Source organism: Curtobacterium sp. MR_MD2014, assembly GCF_000772085.1.
Taxonomy (GTDB): domain Bacteria; phylum Actinomycetota; class Actinomycetes; order Actinomycetales; family Microbacteriaceae; genus Curtobacterium.
The window spans coordinates 1893521-1913256 of the sequence record NZ_CP009755.1 but is presented as its reverse complement, the minus strand read 5'-3'; the positions used below and the strand labels follow the sequence as shown (position 1 = coordinate 1913256).

At 72.1% G+C, this 19736-nt stretch carries 18 protein-coding genes; 17 read left to right on the top strand and 1 reads right to left on the bottom strand.

Annotated elements, in window-relative coordinates; all coding sequences use genetic code 11:
- Positions 1–70: 70 nt before the first annotated feature.
- Genes mltG through aroB form a run of 4 tightly spaced genes read left to right on the top strand, consistent with a single transcriptional unit; the run spans position 71 to position 4686 of the window.
- Positions 71–1660: an endolytic transglycosylase MltG gene (gene mltG, locus NI26_RS08810; protein WP_235426335.1), complete on the top strand. Its 1590-nt coding sequence runs from the start codon at positions 71–73 to the stop codon at positions 1658–1660.
- A gap of 55 nt (positions 1661–1715) precedes the next feature.
- Positions 1716–2951 carry a chorismate synthase gene (aroC, locus tag NI26_RS08805; protein ID WP_066658306.1) on the top strand — a complete coding sequence of 412 codons (1236 nt, stop codon included), beginning with the start codon at positions 1716–1718 and terminating at the stop codon, positions 2949–2951.
- Positions 2948–3592, top strand: coding sequence for a shikimate kinase (locus NI26_RS08800; protein WP_400429041.1), 645 nt, complete (start codon positions 2948–2950; stop codon positions 3590–3592). The genes aroC and NI26_RS08800 overlap by 4 nt, the downstream gene beginning before the upstream one ends.
- Positions 3589–4686: a 3-dehydroquinate synthase gene (gene aroB, locus NI26_RS08795; RefSeq protein ID WP_200884091.1), complete on the top strand. Its 1098-nt coding sequence runs from the start codon at positions 3589–3591 to the stop codon at positions 4684–4686. The genes NI26_RS08800 and aroB overlap by 4 nt, the downstream gene beginning before the upstream one ends.
- Before the next feature lie 177 nt (positions 4687–4863).
- Here aroB and NI26_RS08785 read toward each other — a convergent pair whose 3' ends face one another.
- Positions 4864–5208, bottom strand: a complete 345-nt coding sequence (locus tag NI26_RS08785) for a hypothetical protein (protein ID WP_066654547.1) — start codon at positions 5206–5208, stop codon at positions 4864–4866.
- Positions 5209–5334: 126 nt separating this feature from the next.
- Here NI26_RS08785 and NI26_RS08780 point away from each other — a divergent pair, with 126 nt between their 5' ends.
- The 13 genes from NI26_RS08780 (at position 5335) to metK (ending at position 19731) form a co-directional block, all read left to right on the top strand.
- Positions 5335–7023, top strand: a complete 1689-nt coding sequence (locus NI26_RS08780; protein ID WP_066654545.1) for an ABC1 kinase family protein — start codon at positions 5335–5337, stop codon at positions 7021–7023.
- Between the two features lie 171 nt (positions 7024–7194).
- A complete protein-coding gene (efp, locus tag NI26_RS08775) occupies positions 7195–7758 on the top strand; it encodes an elongation factor P (RefSeq protein WP_058729119.1) in 564 nt (187 codons plus the stop codon).
- A gap of 11 nt (positions 7759–7769) precedes the next feature.
- Complete coding sequence (nusB, locus tag NI26_RS08770) at positions 7770–8255, top strand: transcription antitermination factor NusB (RefSeq protein WP_066654543.1); 486 nt, start codon at positions 7770–7772, stop codon at positions 8253–8255.
- 57 nt (positions 8256–8312) lie between these two features.
- Positions 8313–8906: a bifunctional pyr operon transcriptional regulator/uracil phosphoribosyltransferase PyrR gene (pyrR, locus tag NI26_RS08765; protein ID WP_066654541.1), complete on the top strand. Its 594-nt coding sequence runs from the start codon at positions 8313–8315 to the stop codon at positions 8904–8906.
- Entirely contained in the window at positions 8903–9865 is a 963-nt protein-coding gene (locus NI26_RS08760) for an aspartate carbamoyltransferase catalytic subunit (protein ID WP_066654539.1), read from the top strand. Before pyrR ends, NI26_RS08760 begins: the two co-directional genes overlap by 4 nt.
- Positions 9862–11235, top strand: coding sequence for a dihydroorotase (locus NI26_RS08755; RefSeq protein ID WP_066654537.1), 1374 nt, complete (start codon positions 9862–9864; stop codon positions 11233–11235). Before NI26_RS08760 ends, NI26_RS08755 begins: the two co-directional genes overlap by 4 nt.
- 16 nt (positions 11236–11251) lie before the next feature.
- Positions 11252–11794 carry a PH-like domain-containing protein gene (locus NI26_RS08750; RefSeq protein ID WP_066654534.1) on the top strand — a complete coding sequence of 181 codons (543 nt, stop codon included), beginning with the start codon at positions 11252–11254 and terminating at the stop codon, positions 11792–11794.
- A complete protein-coding gene (gene carA / locus NI26_RS08745; protein ID WP_066654531.1) occupies positions 11794–13023 on the top strand; it encodes a glutamine-hydrolyzing carbamoyl-phosphate synthase small subunit in 1230 nt (409 codons plus the stop codon). The genes NI26_RS08750 and carA overlap by 1 nt, the downstream gene beginning before the upstream one ends.
- Positions 13023–16301 carry a carbamoyl-phosphate synthase large subunit gene (gene carB, locus NI26_RS08740; protein ID WP_066654525.1) on the top strand — a complete coding sequence of 1093 codons (3279 nt, stop codon included), beginning with the start codon at positions 13023–13025 and terminating at the stop codon, positions 16299–16301. Before carA ends, carB begins: the two co-directional genes overlap by 1 nt.
- A complete protein-coding gene (gene pyrF / locus NI26_RS08735) occupies positions 16298–17182 on the top strand; it encodes an orotidine-5'-phosphate decarboxylase (RefSeq protein ID WP_081984888.1) in 885 nt (294 codons plus the stop codon). Before carB ends, pyrF begins: the two co-directional genes overlap by 4 nt.
- A 56-nt stretch (positions 17183–17238) precedes the next feature.
- Entirely contained in the window at positions 17239–18132 is an 894-nt protein-coding gene (gene gmk, locus NI26_RS08730) for a guanylate kinase (protein ID WP_066658295.1), read from the top strand.
- 115 nt (positions 18133–18247) lie between these two features.
- Positions 18248–18511, top strand: a complete 264-nt coding sequence (gene rpoZ / locus NI26_RS08725) for a DNA-directed RNA polymerase subunit omega (RefSeq protein ID WP_022906709.1) — start codon at positions 18248–18250, stop codon at positions 18509–18511.
- A gap of 5 nt (positions 18512–18516) precedes the next feature.
- Positions 18517–19731, top strand: coding sequence for a methionine adenosyltransferase (gene metK / locus NI26_RS08720; RefSeq protein WP_066654523.1), 1215 nt, complete (start codon positions 18517–18519; stop codon positions 19729–19731).
- Positions 19732–19736: the final 5 nt, after the last annotated feature.

Genomic DNA, 19736 nt, shown 5'->3' with positions numbered 1-19736 from the left:
GTCGGGAGACCGTCGTTCCCGGACCGACGGGGCCCAGGTGGAGCCCCCGACCCGAGAGACCGAGGATCCCTTGGCAGACGACCTGGACTGGGACGCGATCATCGCGCCCGGTGACGACGCAGGGCGGCGACGTCGCCCCACCGACCCCGACGCCGAGCCCGACCGACCGATGTCCCGTCGTGAGGCGCGTGCTGCCGAGGCAGCCGAGTCCGAGCGGGCGCGGCGGGCGCCGGCGGAGGACACCGACGGTCGTCGTCCGGCGGACCAGGACCCGGCGTCGCAGCCCTCGACGGCGGCGACGCGACCGGCATCGCCGGCGGACGCCCCGGTCGCGCGGTCGGACGACGAGCTCCACCCGGACGTCCGAGCACTCCTGACCGGGGAGCTCCGGGCGCCCGATGCGCAGGCGGTGCGTGCGGCGCGGGCCGAGGCCGGCCCGGGCCGGGCCACGCGTGACGCGGGCGTCGTCGACGGTTCCGCTGCCGCCGCGGGCGGGCCTGCCGGAGCCGACCGGGGAACCGGCGGTACCGGAGGCGGACGTGGGCGTGGTGCCGGAGGCGGGGGAGCCTCCCGGCCGCCACGCGAACCGCGGCCGAAGCGGCGACGTGGCCCGCTCGTGGCGGGCATCGTGATCGTCGCCCTCGTCCTGGGCGGCGGCGTCGGCGCGTACGCCTTCGCCGCACCCAAGGTGCAGCAGGTGCTCAGTGCGATCGGCGGGTCCAGTGAGCCCGACGACTACACCGGCGACGGGACGAGCAAGGTCACCGTGACCATCAAGCAGGGCGACATCGGCGAGGACGTCGCGAAGACCCTGCAGCGCAGCGGTGTCGTGAAGAGCTCGAAGGTGTTCTACAAGCTGCTGTTGACCTCACCGGACGTCTCGTTCCAGCCGGGCTCGTACGAGCTCAAGAAGGAGATGAGCTCGAAGGCCGCGCTCGACGCACTCAAGGACTCCGACAACCGCGTCCAGGCCTCGATCGTGATCCCCGAGGGGACCGCGCTGCAGGACATCGAGGCGGGGATGGTCTCGAAGGCGGGGCTGACCGAGGCCGAGGTCAGTGCAGCGGCGAAGGACGTGCAGGCGTACGGGCTCCCGTCCGGCGTGACGACGCTCGAGGGATGGCTCTTCCCGGCGACGTACCCGATCAACCCCGGGTGGACCGCGAAGCAGTACTTCCAGTCGATGGTCGACACGATGAAGGAGCACCTGGCCGCCGCCGGCGTGGCCGAGGGTGACCAGGAGCGGGTCGTCGTCTTCGCCTCGCTCGTGCAGAAGGAGGCCGGCCTGGCTGCCGACTACCCGAAGGTCGCGCGGGTGTTCCAGAACCGGCTCGACATCGACATGGCGCTGCAGTCGGACGCGACCGTCGCCTACGGGACGGGCAACACGCACAAGGTGACCACGACCGACGAGGAGCGAGCGGACGCGGGCAACGCGTACAACACCTACGTGCACAAGGGTCTGCCCCCGGCACCGATCTCGAACCCCGGCGACCTGGCCATCAAGGCCGTCACGAACATGGCCGACGGGAAGTGGCTCTACTTCGTGACGGTCGACCTCGACACGGGTGAGACCGTCTTCTCGGACACGTACGCGGAGCACCAGGTGGCCGTGAAGCAGTTCCAGGCCTGGCTCCGCGCACACCCCGAGTACCAGTAGGCCCGCGGCGGTCCGGTCGCGTCGCACGACCGGACCCTGTGGGAGGATGGTCGACATGCTTCGTTGGTTGACCGCTGGTGAGTCCCACGGACCCGAACTCATCGCGATGCTCGAGGGCCTGCCCGCGGGCGTCCCGGTGTCGTTCGAGTCCATCCGCGCCGACCTCGCGCGTCGGAAGCTCGGCTACGGGCGCGGGTCGCGGATGAAGTTCGAGCAGGACGAGCTCCACGTCTCGGGCGGGGTCCGCCACGGGTACTCGCTCGGCAGCCCGATCGCCATCCGCATCGGCAACACCGAGTGGCCCAAGTGGGTCGAGGTCATGAGCCCCGAGCCGGTCGAGTCGACCGAGATGTCCCGTGGTCGCAGCGCGCCCCTGACCCGACCGCGTCCCGGACACGCCGACCTGGTCGGCATGCAGAAGTACGGGTTCGACGAGGCCCGACCGATCCTCGAACGCGCGTCCGCTCGCGAGACGGCGGCGCGGGTCGCCCTCGGCGCGGTCGCGAAGTCCTTCCTGGCCGAGCTCGGCATCCGCTCGATCGCGCACACCCTGCAGGTCGGCACCGTCCGCGTGCCCGACGGCACGCCGCTGCCCCTGCCCGACGACGTCGACCGCCTGGACGAGGACCAGCTCCGCTGTGCCGACCCGGAGACCTCCGCGCGGATGGTCACCGAGGTCGAGGCGGCGAAGAAGGACGGCGACACCCTCGGCGGGGTCGTCGAGGTCCTGTTCTACGGCGTCCCGCCGGGGCTCGGCTCCCACGTGCACTGGGACCGTCGTCTCGACGCACGACTCGCCGCGGCGATCATGGGCATCCAGGCGATCAAGGGCGTCGAGGTCGGCGACGGGTTCGCCACCGCGGGACGCCGTGGGTCCGAGGCGCACGACGAGCTGTACCGCGAGGACGGCGAGATCGTCCGGACGAGCGACCGCGCCGGCGGGACCGAAGGCGGCATGTCCACCGGGACGGTGCTCCGTGTCCGCGCGGGCATGAAGCCCATCGCGACCGTGCCGCACGCCCTGCACACCATCGACGTCGCCACCGGCGAGGACGCGGCCGCCCACCACCAGCGGAGCGACGTCTGCGCGGTACCGGCATCGGGCGTCGTCGCCGAGGCCATGGTCGCGCTCGTGCTCGCCGATGCCGTGCTCGAGAAGTTCGGCGGCGACAGCCTGACCGAGACGAAGCGCAACCTCGACGCGTACCTGGCGGCCCTGCCGGAGACCCTGCGCACCCGCCGGACGGACGGCGCTGAGTCGCGCGCGGCCGAGCCCACGACCGTCCGGTGAGCGGCGCCGACGCGTCGACCACCGGCGGTCTCGCGGGCACCGGTGCGCCGGTCGTCGTGATCGGGCCGATGGGGGCCGGCAAGTCGAGCGTCGGCAAGCGCGTCGCCAAGGCCCTGGGCGTGCCGTTCACGGACACCGATCGCGTGATCGCGCGGGAGCACGGCCCGATCCCGGGGATCTTCGCCGACCGCGGTGAGCCGGCGTTCCGCGCGCTCGAGGCCGAGGCCGTGCGCGCAGCCGTCGCGACCGGCGGTGTGGTCTCCGTCGGTGGGGGAGCCGTGACGCACCCGGACACCCGTGCTGCGTTGCGTGGCGCCCGGGTCGTGCTGCTCACCGTGTCACCCGAGGCCGTCGCAGCCCGGATCGCGGGGACCGACCGGCCGCTCCTCGCGCAGGGCGGGATCGACGCGTGGCAGACCATCGCCGACGAGCGGGCGGCGACCTACGCCGAGCTCGCACACGCGACGTTCGACACGTCGCGCCGCCCGATGTCGCACGTCGTCCGGGACGTCGTCGCGTGGGTGACCGAGCAGCAGACCGGCTCCGGCGAGGAGCGCACCGGCTCCGCCGAGGAGCGCACCGACTCCGCTGAGGAGCACATCGGCTCCGACCAGGAGCACACCACCGGAGGGACACCGTGACCGCGTCGAACCTGCCCGAGGGCACCACCGAGATCCGGGTCGGCGGCGAGGGCGGGTCCCTCGTCGTGGTCGGCAACGACCTGTCCGGCTCGGTCCCGTCGCTGCTCGGACCCCGCGTTGCGAAGGTGCTCATCGTGCACGCACCGACCCTGGGAGCGCGGGCGAACGAGCTGCGTGCCGTCCTCGTCGAGGCCGGTCTCGACGCACTGATCGCCGAGGTCCCGGACGCCGAGGCCGCCAAGCGCGTCGAGGTCGCCGCGTTCTGCTGGCAGGTCATGGGGCAGGCGGACTTCACCCGGACCGACGCTGTCATCGGGCTCGGCGGGGGAGCCGTCACCGACCTCGCCGGGTTCGTCGCGGCGACGTGGCTCCGCGGGGTGCCGTTCCTGGCGATGCCGACGAGCGTGCTCGGGCTGGTCGACGCGAGCGTCGGCGGCAAGACCGGCATCAACACCAACGAGGGCAAGAACCTGGTCGGGGCGTTCCACCACCCGCGCGCGGTGGTCGCCGACCTCGACCTCGTCCGGACGCTGCCGAGGAACGACGTGCTCACCGGGTTCGCCGAGATCGTGAAGGCCGGCTTCATCGCCGTCCCCGAGATCCTGGACGTCATCGAGGCCGACGTCGCCCGCGTCACCGACCCGACGACGCCCGAGTTCCGCCGCGTGGTCGAGCTCGCGATCGCGCTGAAGGCCGAGGTGGTGTCGGAGGACTTCACCGAGCAGGGGCGTCGGGAGATCCTCAACTACGGGCACACTCTCGGGCACGCGATCGAGCACGCCGAGCGCTACCAGTGGCGACACGGCGCGGCGGTGTCCGTCGGCATGGTGTTCGCCGCGGAGCTCGCCCGGTTGACGGGCCACCTGGACGACGCCACCGTCGACCGGCACCGCTCGATCCTCGAGTCGCTGGAGCTGCCGACGACCTACGGCCTCGGTCGCTGGGAGGGCCTGCTCGCGACGATGCGGCGCGACAAGAAGGCACGAGCGGGCATGCTGCGCTTCATCATCCTCGACGGGGTCGGCAAGCCCGCCACCCTCGAGGGTCCGGAGGACCACCTGCTGTTCACCGCGTACCAGGAGGTCGGCGTCTAGCCCACCGGCGACCGGTCCGGTCAGCGGAGCTTGCGGCGTGTGCGACGCCACCACCACTTGACGCGGAGCGACACGGTGAGGACGTCGGTCCGCTTCCATTCGCGGAACTCGTCGACGGTGGCTCCGTTCACCCACGCGTAGTACTGCTCGCGCCCGTCGAGGTCGAGATCCGGTGCGTCAGGGAGTGGTCTCCGGAGCGGCATCTGATCCGGTCCTTCCGTCGATGGTCGTCGTGGTGGGGTCGGGCTGGGCTTCGGCGGCGATGATGCGACGCAGCGCCTGGGTGGCGAGCCGCCGGTCCGGTTCGGACCACCACGCTACGTCTTCGAGTGCCACGAGCACACGTTTCGAGATGTCGTACTCCGGGCTGTCCCGTCGACGAGCGAGCGCCCAGACGAACCGTGTCCAGGCATGGTCGCGGTCCGCGGACCGTCGCGCCTGGAACGCGCCGAACCAGCTGACGACGGCTGCGGCGATCGACGCCGTCGCAGCGATCGCGGCGGTGGTGAGTGCAGTGTCCATGCCACGAGGGTCGTGCAGTGGACCTGACCTGACGCGTCCGGTCAGCCGACCTGTGGGCGGTGAACCGTGCCTCCCGGCTGTGCAGGGACGGGGCAGGCCCGCAGGCCCGGGGAGCAGACTGGGGCGGTGCCCACCCCGCCCCGCCTGAGCGACCTCGGCCAGCAGGACGTCGCCGCCGGCAGCCTGCGTACCCGTGCCCGACGCTTCGCCGAACTCCTGTCGATCGCCCGCCGCCACGAACTGGTGCCGTTCCGACGGCTCGACTTCTCACGCGACCCGGAGACGTCGGACCTGCGGCGGCGGCAGGCCGAGCACCTGCGTCGCGCCCTCGAGGAGGCGGGCGGCGGGTTCGTGAAGATGGGACAGCTCCTGTCGACGCGCGACGACCTGCTGCCGGACGAGTGGACCGAGGGGCTCGCGCACCTGCAGCGCAGCGTCCGCCCCGCCGACGCGGTCGAGGTCGCGGCGCTCCTCGAGGAGGAGCTGGGCGCGCCCGTCGACGAGGTGTTCGCGTCCTTCGACACCGAACCGGTCGCCGCTGCGTCCATCGCGCAGGTGCACCGGGCCACCCTCCGTGACGGCACCGTCGTCGCCGTGAAGGTCCAGCGACCCGGGATCGACGCCGCGGTCCGGCGCGACGTCGACATCGCGCTGCGGGTCGTCAGGTTCCTGGCCCGGACGAGCACCGAGGCACGACAGGTCGGCGTCGCGGACGTCGCGCAGCAGTACGCCGACGACCTCGTGCGGCAGGTGGACTTCACGTCGGAGATGCGGAACCTCACCGCACTGCGTGCGGCGCAGGCGCGGAGCGCCCGACCGGACGCGGTCGCCTACCCCGAGCCGTACCGCGACCTCTCCGGGCGTCGGGTGATGGTGATGGAGTTCCTCGAGGGCGAGACGCTCAGCGCGGTCCGGGCCGCCGGGGGCGGTCAGGACCTCGACGCCCCGATGCGGGCCGTCCTCGACGCCTTCCTCCGGCAGATCGTCTTCGACGGGATCTACCACGCTGACCTGCACCCGGGCAACGTCGTGCTGCTGCCCGACGGCCGTCCGGCCCTGATCGACTTCGGGTCCGTCGGTCGGCTCGACCCGGGCCTGCGGAGCACCGTGCAGGACCTGCTCGCCGGCTACATCCAGGACGACACCGAGCGGATCGCGGACGCGGTGATGCGCATGGCCCCGGTGCGCGACGTCGAGGACGAGCCGGACTTCCGCCGGGACATCGCCGCGTTCGTCGCGGACGAGCTCGGGCCCGGTGCACGGATCGGCGTCGAGACGGTGGACGACGCCGTCGCCGTGTTCGGGCGCTACCGGCTCAAGCCGCCGCCGGACTTCGTCGCCGCGGCCCGCGCGCTGGCGATCTTCGAGGGCACCCTGCGCAGCCTCGCGCCGTCGTTCGACCTGCTCGAGGAGTCCCGCGACCTGGCCAGGCGGCAGATCCGCGACCAGCTCCGACCGCGAGCGGTCCGGGACCTCGCGGTCCGTGAGCTCTTCGGCGTGGTGTCGGCCGCGCGCAAGCTGCCCCGGCGGGTCGACCGGATCACCGAGGCGCTCGAGACCGGCAGGTTCGCGGTGAACATCCGGCTGTTCTCGGACCGGCGGGACCGCGAGGTGGTCTCCGGTCTGGTCCGGCGCGTCCTGCTCGTCCTGCTCGGAGCGGGCGCCGGCGTGCTGGCGATCGTGTACCTCGCCTCGCCGGCGCGGCCGACCGCGGTGCTCTCGACCGGCGCCGCGGGCGGGATCCTGGGCGGTACCGCCGTGGTGCTGCTGGTGTGGGCCGCGATCGACGCGTGGCGGGCTCGACGCCGGCGGTGACCCACGGGTGGCCGGCCGGGCAGCCACGCCGCCGCCCGCACTGCGCCCCGCCCCGGCCGGTCCGTGCCCGTCCGCTACACTCGACGGGGCGTCGGCGCGGGCACACCCCGCCGTCGCCGGGACCGGACGCACGTCCGGGAGACCTTCACAACACCATCGAACGGAAGACCCATGGCGAGTACCACTGACATCAAGAACGGCGCCGTTCTCATCATCGACGGGCAGCTCTGGTCGGTCGTCGAGTTCCAGCACGTGAAGCCGGGCAAGGGCGGCGCCTTCGTCCGCACCAAGCTCAAGAACGTCGTCTCGGGCAAGGTCGTCGACCGCACGTTCAACGCCGGCGCGAAGATCGACACCGCGACCGTGGACCGCCGCGACTACCAGTACCTGTACCAGGACGGCGAGTCCTACGTCTTCATGGACACCGACACGTACGACCAGGTCCCCGTGTCGGAGACCGTCGTCGGCGACGCCAAGAACTACCTGCTCGAGTCCGCCATGGTCACCATCGCGATGAACGAGGGCAACCCGCTGTACATCGAGCTCCCGACGTCGATCGTCACCGAGGTCGAGACCGAGCCGGGCCTGCAGGGCGACCGTTCCTCCGGTGGCACGAAGGACGCGACCATCATCGCGACCGGTCACCGCATCCAGGTGCCGCTGTACCTGGAGAACGGCACCACCGTGAAGATCGACACGCGCGACGGCAGCTTCCTCGGCCGCGTCAACAACTAGGCGCCGACCACATGAGTGCTCGTTCGAAGGCCCGCAAGCGCGCCCTCGACATGCTCTACGTCGCCGAGGTGCGTGAGCTCCCGATCGCGGACGTCCTGGCGACCGAGACGGTACGGCACCTCGACCAGCCCGAGCGCGCCTCGAGCTGGGACTACGCCCGGCAGATCGTCACCGGCATCGACGACGACCGCGCGGCGATCGACAAGGTGATCGTCGAGCACGCGCAGGGGTGGTCCGTCGCCCGCATGCCCGTCCTCGACCGCTGCATCCTCCGGATGGGCGTCTGGGAGCTCCGGTACAACCCGGAGGTCCCGGACGCGGTCGCGATCGCCGAGGCGGTCGAGCTCGCGCAGTCGCTCTCGACGGAGGACTCGGCCGGCTTCGTGAACGGCGTCCTCGGCGCCGTCGCGGGCGGCCGTGCACCGTCCGGTCGGAGCGCCGACGAGGCTGCCGCACCGTCCGGTCGGACTGTCGCGGGGGACCAGGAGTCCGAGTAGGGTTGTCCACGTCAGCATCCTTTAAGTCCGTCCGGTGAGGCGGGGAAGGAGGTCGGCGTGGGCACCAGAACGGTCCTGCAACACCCCGACATCACGCGTGCTCTGACACGCATCGCGCACGAGATCCTCGAGGCCAACCACGGCGCCTCGGACCTCGTGCTCCTGGGCATCCCGACACGGGGTGCCGTCCTGGCCGAGCGGCTCGACCGCGTCCTGGCCGACATCGAACCCGAGTGGGCAGCGGACCGCGACCAGCGGCTCGGCACGCTCGACGTCACGATGCACCGGGACGACCTCGGCCACGGCATCGGTCGTGCGCCGCACCGCACGACGATCCCGACGAGCGGCATCGACGGCAAGGTCGTCGTGCTGGTCGACGACGTGCTCTACTCGGGTCGCACCGTGCGGGCAGCGCTCGACGCCCTGCAGGGCATCGGCCGGCCCCGGGCGGTGCGGCTCGCGGTGCTCGTCGACCGCGGCCACCGCGAACTGCCCATCCGGGCGGACCACGTCGGCAAGAACCTGCCGACGGCCGCCGACGAGCGGGTCACGCTGCGCCTGACCGAGACGGACGGCACCGACGAGGTCGTCATCGAGCAGCACGAGACGCCGCAGCACACGCCGCAGCACGAGCAGGGGGTCGCCCCGTGAAGCACCTGCTCTCCACCGCCGACCTGTCGCGCGCCGAGGCCGTCCGGATCCTCGACGTCGCCGAGGAGATGGCCGAGGTCAACACCCGCGAGGTCCGGAAGCTCCCGGCCCTCCGCGGCAAGACCGTCGTGAACCTGTTCTTCGAGGACTCGACCCGGACCCGCATCTCGTTCGAGGCAGCCGCCAAGCGGCTCTCCGCCGACGTCATCAACTTCGCGGCGAAGGGCTCCAGCGTCTCGAAGGGCGAGTCGCTGAAGGACACCGTGCAGACCCTCGGTGCGATGGGCATCGACGGCATCGTCATGCGCCACCCGGCGTCGGGAGCCCCGCGGGTCCTCGCCGAGGCCGACTGGATCGACGTCCCGGTCGTGAACGCCGGTGACGGGACGCACGAGCACCCGACGCAGGCCCTGCTCGACGCCTTCACGATGCGCCGACGGATCCACGGCACCGACAGCCGCGGCCGGGCGCTCGACGGCGTCCGCGTGGCGATCGTCGGCGACGTCCTGCACAGCCGTGTCGCCCGGAGCAACGCCTGGCTGCTGCGCACGCTCGGTGCCGAGGTGACCTTCGCCGCGCCGCCCACGCTGCTGCCCGCGGTCGACCGTCCGTTCGGCGCCGCCGTGCACCACGACCTCGACGCAGCCCTCGGGGAGGACCCGGACGTCGTGATGCTGCTCCGCATCCAGCAGGAGCGGATGAACGACGCGTTCTTCCCGAACCCGCGGGAGTACACGCGGCACTTCGGTCTGACGGCGGCACGGGCGGCGGCCCTCTCGGAGCGCACGCTGATCATGCACCCGGGCCCGATGAACCGCGGCCTGGAGATCGCCGGCGTCGCCGCCGACGACCCGCGCTCGACCGTCGTCGAGCAGGTCGCCAACGGCGTCTCCGTCCGCATGGCCGTCCTGTACCTCGCCCTGACCGGCGAGCACGAACCGAAGGAGCCCGTCGCATGACCGCCCACCTCATCCGCGGCGCGCAGCTGGTCGACGGCTCGCGTGCCGACATCCGCCTGGAGGGACGACGCATCACCGCGGTCGGCTCCGGTCTCGACACGGTCGGCGCGACGGTGGTCGACGCGGACGGTCTGCTCGCCCTCCCCGGGCTCGTGGACCTCCACACGCACCTCCGTGAGCCCGGCTCCGAGGAGTCGGAGACCGTCCTCACCGGCTCGCGGGCCGCGGCAGCCGGCGGTTTCACCGCGGTGAACGCGATGGCGAACTCGTCGCCGGTCGCCGACACCGCTGGAGTGGTCGAGCAGGTGCAGGCGCTCGGCGACGACGCCGGGTACGTGACGGTCCGCCCGATCGGCGCGGTGTCCCAGGGGCTGCAGGGCACGCACCTGTCCGAGATCGGCGCGATGGCGACCTCGCGCGCCCGGGTCCGGGTGTTCTCGGACGACGGCTCCTGCGTGTCGGACCCGCTCCTCATGCGCCGGGCGCTCGAGTACGTCAAGGGCTTCGGCGGTGTGCTCGCGCAGCACGCGCAGGAGCCCCGGCTGACCATCGGTGCGCAGATGAACGAGGGTCGGCTGTCGTCGGAGCTCGGGCTCGCCGGGTGGCCGGCCGTCGCCGAGGAGGCGATCATCGCCCGCGACGTCCTGCTCGCCGACCACGTCGGTGCCCGCCTGCACGTCTGCCACGTCTCGACCGCCGGCAGCGTCGAGGTGATCCGCTGGGCGAAGTCCCGCGGCATCGACGTCACCGCCGAGGTCACACCGCACCACCTGATCCTGACCGAGGACCTCATCGCGGGGATCGACGGCGCACCCGGGTACGACGCCCGGTACAAGGTGAACCCACCGTTGCGCTCCCGCGAGGACGTCGACGCGCTGCGCGGAGCACTGGCCGACGGCACGATCGACATCGTCGCGACCGACCACGCACCGCACACCGCCGAGGCGAAGTGCTGCGAGTGGCCGGCCGCGGCGAACGGCATGGTCGGGCTCGAGTCGGCGCTGAGCGTCGTGCACGCCGCCGTGGTCGAGGACGGCCGCCTCGACTGGGCCGACGTCGCCCGCGTGCTGTCCGAGGCACCGGCGCGCATCGGCCAGGTCGAGGGGCACGGTCAGCGCATCGCCGAGGGTGCCCCCGCCGAGCTGACGCTGTACGACCCCGCGGCGGTGCGGGAGTTCTCGGTCGACGACCTGCACGGCCAGTCGCAGAACTCGCCGTACCTCGGCATGCGGCTGCCCGGCCGGGTGGTCGCGACCTTCCACCACGGCTACCCGACGCTGCTCGACGGCGTGCTCGTCGACGCCGAGATCGTCGCCGCGGCCGCAGCCGCGACCCCGTCGGCGCGGTCGACGAAGGCGGCGTCCGCGTGAGCCGGGCGGTGACACGGTGAGCGGCGACGCACTGCGCTGGCTGACCGGAGCGGCGATCCTGCTCCTGGTGGCCGCGCTGTTCGTCGCGATGGCGCGCACCTGGCGGACCCGGACCCGCGCGCAGACGGCAGCCGTGCCTCCCGTCCCGGTCCCGACCGGGCTGGGACCGGCGGTCGGGTCGTGGGACGGGTTCACGGTCGCGACGACCCGCGCTGACGAGCCGCTCGAGCGGATCACGGCAGGCGGTCTCGGGTTCCGGGGCCGCGGCGGCGTGACCGTGCACGACACCGGCGTGGTCCTGCACCACGCCGGAGCCGAGGACCGGTGGATCGCCGCGACCGCCGTCCGCGGCGCCGACCGGGCCACCGCGGCCATCGACCGGGTGGTCGAACCCGGAGGACTGGTCCGTCTGCGATGGACGGCGACCGGCGCCGCAGCAGCGACGGACCTCGACACCTACTTCCGGTTCCCGGAGGGCGGCGCAGCAGCACTCGCCGCCCTGCAGGGACTGACGACGACGCACGAACACCCGCACACCGCGGGCGAAGGGACGAACTGATGACACGCGAACGGGCCGTACTGGTCCTCGAGGACGGCACCCGCTACGAGGGACGGGCGTACGGCGCCCGAGGCCGATCCCTGGGAGAGGTCGTCTTCGCCACCGGCATGACCGGCTACCAGGAGACGCTGACCGACCCGTCCTACGCCGGACAGATCGTGGTGCAGACCGCGCCGCACATCGGCAACACCGGTGTCAACGACGAGGACCCCGAGTCCCGTCGCATCTGGGTCGCCGGGTACGTGGTGCGCGACCCCAGCCGCGTCGTGTCGAACCACCGCGCGAACGCGACGCTGGACGACCACCTGGTGCGCGACGGCATCGTCGGCATCTCCGGGATCGACACGCGCGCGCTCACCCGCCGGATCCGCGACGCCGGCGCCATGAAGGGCGGCGTGTTCAGCGGCGCCGACGCGGACCTGTCCGCCGAGGAGCAGCTCCGGGCCGTGCGCGAGCAGGCCGCGATGACCGGCGCGAGCTTCTCGTCGATCGTGTCGACCCCGGAGACCTACGTGGTCCCCGCCGTCGGCGAGCAGATCGGCCGGCTCGCCGTGCTCGACCTCGGCGTGAAGGCCTCGACCACCCGCTACCTCGCCGAGCGCGGGTTCGAGGTGCACGTCGTGCCGCAGGACATCACGTCCGAGGCGCTGCAGGAGCTCGACCCGGACGCGCTGTTCTACTCGAACGGCCCGGGTGACCCCGCCGCGAGCGACGCGCAGGTGTCCCTGCTGCAGGAGTCCCTGCGGACCGGCCGCCCGTTCTTCGGCATCTGCTTCGGCAACCAGCTCCTCGGTCGCGCGCTCGGCTTCGGCACGTACAAGCTGCCGTTCGGCCACCGCGGCATCAACCAGCCCGTGCTCGACACCGCCACCGGCAAGGTCGAGATCACGAGCCAGAACCACGGCTTCGCGGTCGACGCGCCCCTGGGCGAGGTCCTCGAGTCGCCGGCCGGGTTCGGGCGGGTCGAGGTCTCGCACTACTCCCTGAACGACGACGTGGTCGAGGGCCTCCGCGCGCTCGACGTGCCCGCGTTCAGCGTGCAGTACCACCCCGAGGCGGCGGCCGGCCCGCACGACTCCATGTACCTGTTCGACCGGTTCGCGGACCTGGTCCGTGCGCGACGCGACGGGGAGCCGCTCGACGCGGCGACCGCCACCGCCACGACCCCCGCAGCCGACCCGACGACCGACGCCGGCGCGTCGGCCGCGCAGAACGAAAGCAGCAACTGATGCCGAAGCGCGCAGACATCAACTCCGTCCTCGTCATCGGCTCGGGCCCGATCGTCATCGGTCAGGCCGCCGAGTTCGACTACTCCGGCACCCAGGCGTGCCGCGTGCTCCGCGCCGAGGGCGTCCGGGTCATCCTCGTCAACCCGAACCCGGCGACGATCATGACCGACCCGGACTTCGCCGACGCGACGTACATCGAGCCGATCACCAGCGCCTCGCTCGAGGAGATCATCAAGATCGAGCGTCCGGACGCGGTCCTGCCGACGCTCGGCGGCCAGACGGCGCTCAACGCCGCGATCAAGCTCGACGCCGAGGGCATCCTCGCGAAGTACGACGTCGAGCTCATCGGTGCGAAGGTCGACGCGATCCAGCGCGGCGAGGACCGCCAGCTCTTCAAGGAGCTCGTGCTCGAGTCCGGCGCCGACGTCGCCCGCAGCCACATCGCGCACACGCTGGACGAGGCGAAGGCGTTCGCGCAGGACCTCGGCTACCCGCTCGTCGTCCGGCCGTCCTTCACCATGGGCGGTCTCGGCTCCGGCTTCGCGTACAACGAGGAGGAGCTCGTCCGCTTCGTCGGCGACGGCCTGCAGTCCAGCCCGACCACCGAGGTGCTCCTCGAGGAGTCCATCCTCGGTTGGAAGGAGTACGAGCTCGAGCTGATGCGGGACAACTTCGACAACACGGTCGTGATCTGCTCGATCGAGAACGTCGACCCGGTGGGCGTGCACACGGGTGACTCGATCACCGTCGCCCCCGCGCTGACGCTGACCGACCGTGAGTACCAGAACATGCGGAACATCGGCATCGACATCATCCGTCGCGTCGGTGTCGACACCGGTGGCTGCAACATCCAGTTCGCGGTCGACCCGTCGAACGGGCGCCTGATCGTCATCGAGATGAACCCGCGTGTCTCCCGCTCGTCCGCGCTCGCGTCGAAGGCGACCGGCTTCCCGATCGCGAAGATCGCCGCGAAGCTCGCGATCGGGTACCGCCTCGACGAGATCGAGAACGACATCACCCGGGTGACGCCGGCGAGCTTCGAGCCGACGCTCGACTACGTCGTCGTGAAGACCCCGCGGTTCGCGTTCGAGAAGTTCCCGGCGGCCGACGCCACGCTCACCACGACCATGAAGAGCGTCGGCGAGGCGATGGCCATCGGCCGCAACTACGCAACGGCGCTGCAGAAGTCCCTGCGGAGCCTCGAGAAGCGCGGGTCGAGCTTCCACTGGGACACCCCGGCGGCCGAGCTCGACAAGGACGCGCTGCTGTCGAGGGCCCAGGTGCCGACCGACGGTCGCATCGTGACCGTGCAGCAGGCCCTGGTCGCCGGCGCCACTGCGGACGAGGTGTTCGAGGCCACGAAGATCGACCCGTGGTTCATCGACCAGATCGTCCTCATCAACGAGGTCGCCGACGAGGTGCGTGCGGCGGAGACGCTCGACGCGGACACCCTGCGCTGGGCGAAGGAGCACGGCTTCAGCGACGCCCAGATCGCGTCCCTGCGCGGCATCTCCGAGCAGGAGGCACGCGACGCCCGTCACGCGCTCGGCATCCGCCCGGTCTTCAAGACGGTGGACACCTGCGCCGGTGAGTTCCCGGCCCTCACGCCGTACCACTACTCGTCGTACGACGCCGAGACCGAGGTCGCCCCGAGCGACCGGAAGAAGGTCGTCATCCTCGGCTCCGGCCCGAACCGCATCGGTCAGGGCGTCGAGTTCGACTACTCGTGCGTGCACGCCTCGTTCGCACTGAGCGACGCCGGCTACGAGACGATCATGATCAACTGCAACCCCGAGACGGTCTCCACCGACTACGACACCTCGGACCGGCTCTACTTCGAGCCGCTCACCACCGAGGACGTCCTCGAGGTCATCGAGGCCGAGGCGGCCTCCGGTGAGCTCGTCGGCGTCGTCGTCCAGCTCGGCGGGCAGACCGCCCTCGGCCTGGCGAAGCCCCTCGAGGCCGTCGGCATCCCGATCCTCGGCACGACCCCGAGCGCGATCGACTCCGCCGAGGAGCGTGGCCAGTTCGCCGCGATCCTCGAGCAGGCCGGGCTGCTCGCACCGCGGAACGGCACGGCCCACGACCTCGCGAGCGCGACCGCGGTCGCCGAGGAGATCGGCTACCCGGTCCTCGTCCGCCCGTCCTTCGTGCTCGGCGGACGCGGCATGGAGATCGTCTACGACCCGGCCGCCCTGGCGGACTACTTCGACCGGATGGCCGACCAGGCGATCATCGGTCCGGACCTGCCGCTGCTGGTCGACCGGTTCCTCGACGACGCGGTGGAGATCGACGTCGACGCGCTCTTCGACGGCGAGCGGCTCTACGTCGGCGGCATCATGGAGCACATCGAGGAGGCCGGCATCCACTCCGGCGACTCGGCCTGCACCCTGCCGCCGGTCGGACTCGGCAAGGCGGAGATCCGCGGCGTGGTCGAGGCCACCGAGAAGATCGCCCGCGGCATCGGCGTGCAGGGCCTGCTGAACGTGCAGTTCGCGATCGGTGCGGGCGTGCTCTACGTCCTCGAGGCGAACCCGCGCGCCAGCCGCACGGTCCCGTTCGTGTCGAAGGCACTCGGCATCCCGCTCGCCAAGGCGGCCTCCCGCGTGATGACCGGCACCTCGATCGACGCGCTCGTCGCCGAGGGGATGCTGCCGGAGCGGGACGGCTCCTCGGTGCCGCCGCAGGCACCGGTCGCCGTCAAGGAGGCCGTGCTGCCCTTCCGCCGCTTCCGCACCCACGACGGCCAGGTCGTCGACTCGGTGCTCAGCCCCGAGATGCGCTCCACGGGCGAGGTGATGGGCATCGACCGCGACTTCCCGCGGGCGTTCCTCAAGTCGCAGGACGCCGCGTACGGCGGCCTGCCGACGAGCGGCACGGTCTTCGTGAGCGTCGCGGACACCGACAAGCGCCAGGTCGTCCTGCCCGTGCACCGCCTGCAGCAGCTCGGCTTCACGATCACCGCGACCGAGGGGACCGCCGAGGTCCTGCGCCGCAACGGCATCGAGGTCACCCTGGTCGGCAAGTACAGCGAGGGCGGTGAGAGCGTGGTCGACCTGCTCGCCCGCGACGCGGTCGACATCGTCATCAACACGCCCTCCGGCGCCGCCGGTCGTGCGGACGGCTACGAGATCCGTGCGGCCACGGTCGCCGCGGACAAGCCGCTCTTCACGACGATCGCGCAGCTCGGTGCGGCCGTCGCCGCGATCGAGACGATCGGCACCCCGCTCAGCGCCCGCAGCCTGCAGGACTACGCGCTCGAGCGCGCGACCTGGTGAGCGACGGACGGACGGGAGGCCCGGCCTCCTTCGGTGTCCGCCTCGCCGCCGCCGTGGGGGAGCGTTCTCCCCTGTGCGTCGGCATCGACCCCCACGCCGCCACCCTGGCGGCGTGGGGGCTCGGCCGCGACGAGCAGGGCCTCACCGCCTTCGGCGCGACCCTGGTCGACGCGGCCGCCGGCCGCGCCGCGATCGTGAAGCCGCAGATCGCCTTCTTCGAGGCGGCCGGGGTCCCCGGCTACCGCGCGCTCGACGCGACCCTGCGTCGGGCACGCGATGCGGGCCTCCTGGTCGTCGCCGACGTGAAGCGGGGCGACATCGGCTCGACCGGCGACGACTACGCGCTCGCGTGGCTCGACCGCGACGGGCCGTTCCGGGCGGACGCGATGACGGTCTCGCCGTACCTCGGGTACGGGTCCCTCGCCGGCACGGTCGACGTCGCCCGACGGAACGGTGCGGGCGTCTTCGTGCTCGCGGCGACGAGCAATCCGGAGGCGCGCGTGCTCCAGACGGCCGTGCTCGCCGAGGGGCCGCGTGCCGGACGGTCCGTCGCTGCCGGTATCGTCCTTGCTGTGGCAGACGACAACCGGACCGGCGGCGAGCAGCCGCTCGGGGACGTCGGGCTCGTGCTCGGCGCCACCCTCGACCTCGACGACTTCGGCATCGACGCGGGCGCCATCGGCAACGCGCCGGTGCTCGCCCCGGGCTTCGGTGCCCAGGGTGCCCGGATCGAGGACCTGCGCGCCCGGTACGGTGCGCGGGCCGAGCAGGTCCTGGTGAACGAGTCGCGCGGGTTGCTGACCGACGGCCCGGACGGGGTCGCCGCGCTGGTGCAGGACCGCGTGGACCGCATCCACGCCGCACTCGGGGCCGCCGCGTGACGGACCAGACGCCCACGGACCAGACGCCCGGCTCCGGGACCCCGGACCGCAGCGACCTGCCCGCGCACCGCAACCCGCCGGAGGTCGACCGCGTCGCCGCCGCCCGCGCGGCGGTCGCCGCTCGGCGCGCCCGTGCTGCCGTCAAGGCGCAGGTGGCGTCGGGGGAGCGCAGCGCCCTCGAGGTCGCTCGCGCCGCGTGGTCCGACGCGGACCTGCCCGCCGAGAAGTCGCTGCGCGTGCGCGATCTGCTCACGAGCATGTCCGGGATCGGCCCGGCGCGTGCCGAGGCCGTGATGGGGGAGCTCCGCATCGCCCCGTCGAAGCGGCTCGGCGGGCTCGGCACCCGGCAGCGCTCCGCCCTGGCCGACTGGCTCGCCGCCCGCGGCCGGAAGCGCGGTGCGTCGAAGCTCGTCGTGCTTGCCGGACCGACCGCCGTCGGCAAGGGCACCGTGAGCGCGCACATCCGCGAGCACTTCCCCGACGTGGACCTCAGCGTGTCGGCGACGACCCGGAAGCCCCGCCCGGGCGAGGTCGACGGCGTGCACTACTACTTCGTGGACGACGCCGAGTTCGACCGGATGATCCGGGACCGCGAGCTGCTCGAGTGGGCCGTGGTGCACAACTCCTACCGGTACGGCACGCCACGGCCGCCGATCGACCGCGCGCTCGACGCCGGCGACAAGGTGCTGCTCGAGATCGACCTGCAGGGTGCTCGGCAGGTCCGCGACGCCATGCCCGAGGCCGTGCTCGTGTTCCTGCTGCCGCCGACGTGGGAGGAACTCGTCCGACGGCTCATCGGACGCGGGACCGAGTCCGCCGAGGAACAGGCACGCCGACTCGAGACCGCGAAGGTCGAACTGGCCGCGCAGGACGAGTTCGACGTGCGCATCGTGAACTCGGATGTCGGCACCGCGGCACGCGAGGTCGTAGACTTGTTCTCTGCGCCCTGACACGGCGCACCCGCGCGCGCCTCCTCGGCGTCGCGCCCGCGCAGCCCGACCGCGGTCGGGCGGTCCGATCCGGTCGGACCCGCGCCCCACGCACCCGCAGCCGACAGGAGACACCATGGCCAACCCCCAGGGCATCATCGACCCGCCCATCGACGACCTGCTCGCCAAGGTGGAGTCGAAGTACGCGCTCGTCATCTTCGCCTCGAAGCGCGCCCGTCAGATCAACGACTACTACGCCGACCTGCACGAGGGGTCGCTGTTCGACAACGTCGGTCCGCTCGTCGACTCGACGATCGACGACAAGCCGCTGTCCGTCGCTCTGCACGAGATCAACGAGGACAAGCTGACCGTCACCAAGCAGCAGCAGCCCACCGACTGACCCCGGTGAGCGGCACCAACCTGCGCCTCTTCACGTCCGAGTCGGTGACGGAGGGGCACCCCGACAAGATCTGCGACCAGATCTCGGACACGATCCTCGACGCCCTGCTCGCGGTCGACCCGCACGCGCGCGTCGCCGTGGAGACGATGGTCACCACCGGGCTCGTGCACGTCGCGGGCGAGGTCACCACGTCCGGCTACGTCGAGATCCCGAAGCTGGTCCGCGACGTCATCACGGGCATCGGGTACAACTCGTCCGAGGTCTCCTTCGACGGCCGCACCTGCGGTGTCGAGGTGTCGATCGGCGCGCAGTCGCCGGACATCGCCCAGGGCGTCGACGAGTCGCTCGACAGCCGGTCCGGCGCGGGCATCGACGAGCTCGACCGCCAGGGCGCCGGCGACCAGGGCATCATGTTCGGCTTCGCGACGAACGAGACGCCCGAGTACATGCCCGTCGCGATCTGGCTCGCGCACCGCCTGGCGGAGCGGCTGGCCGAGGTCCGCAAGAGCGGGCAGCTCGACTTCCTCCGCCCGGACGGCAAGACCCAGGTCACCGTCGGCTACGACGGCGTCGTGCCGAAGACCGTCGAGACGGTGGTGCTCTCCACGCAGCACTCGCCCGCGGTCACGCTCGACGAGCTCACCGCGCAGATCACGGAGCACGTCATCCGTCCGGTGCTCGACCTGGTCGACCTCGACTCGTCGCACGTCGACGTGATCGTGAACCCGACCGGTCGCTTCGAGATCGGCGGCCCGCAGGGTGACGCCGGACTCACCGGACGCAAGGTCATAGTCGACACGTACGGCGGGGCCTCCCGCCACGGTGGCGGCGCGTTCAGCGGCAAGGACCCGTCGAAGGTCGACCGCTCGGCCGCCTACGCGCTCCGCTGGGTCGCGAAGAACGCCGTCGCCGCGGGGCTCGCGGACCGGCTCGAGGTCCAGGTCGCCTACGCGATCGGCCGCGCGAAGCCCGTCGGTCTGTACGTCGAGTCGTTCGGCACCGGACACGTCGACGACGCCACGATCGAGGCCGCCATCACCGAGGTGTTCGACCTGCGTCCCGCCGCGATCATCCGCGACCTCGACCTGCTCAAGCCCCGGTACGCCCAGACCGCGGCGTACGGCCACTTCGGCCGCGAGCTGCCGGGCTTCACCTGGGAGCAGCTCGACCGCGTCGAGGAGCTCCGCGCCGCAGCAGGACTCGTCACCGCCGCCGTCTAGGCGCC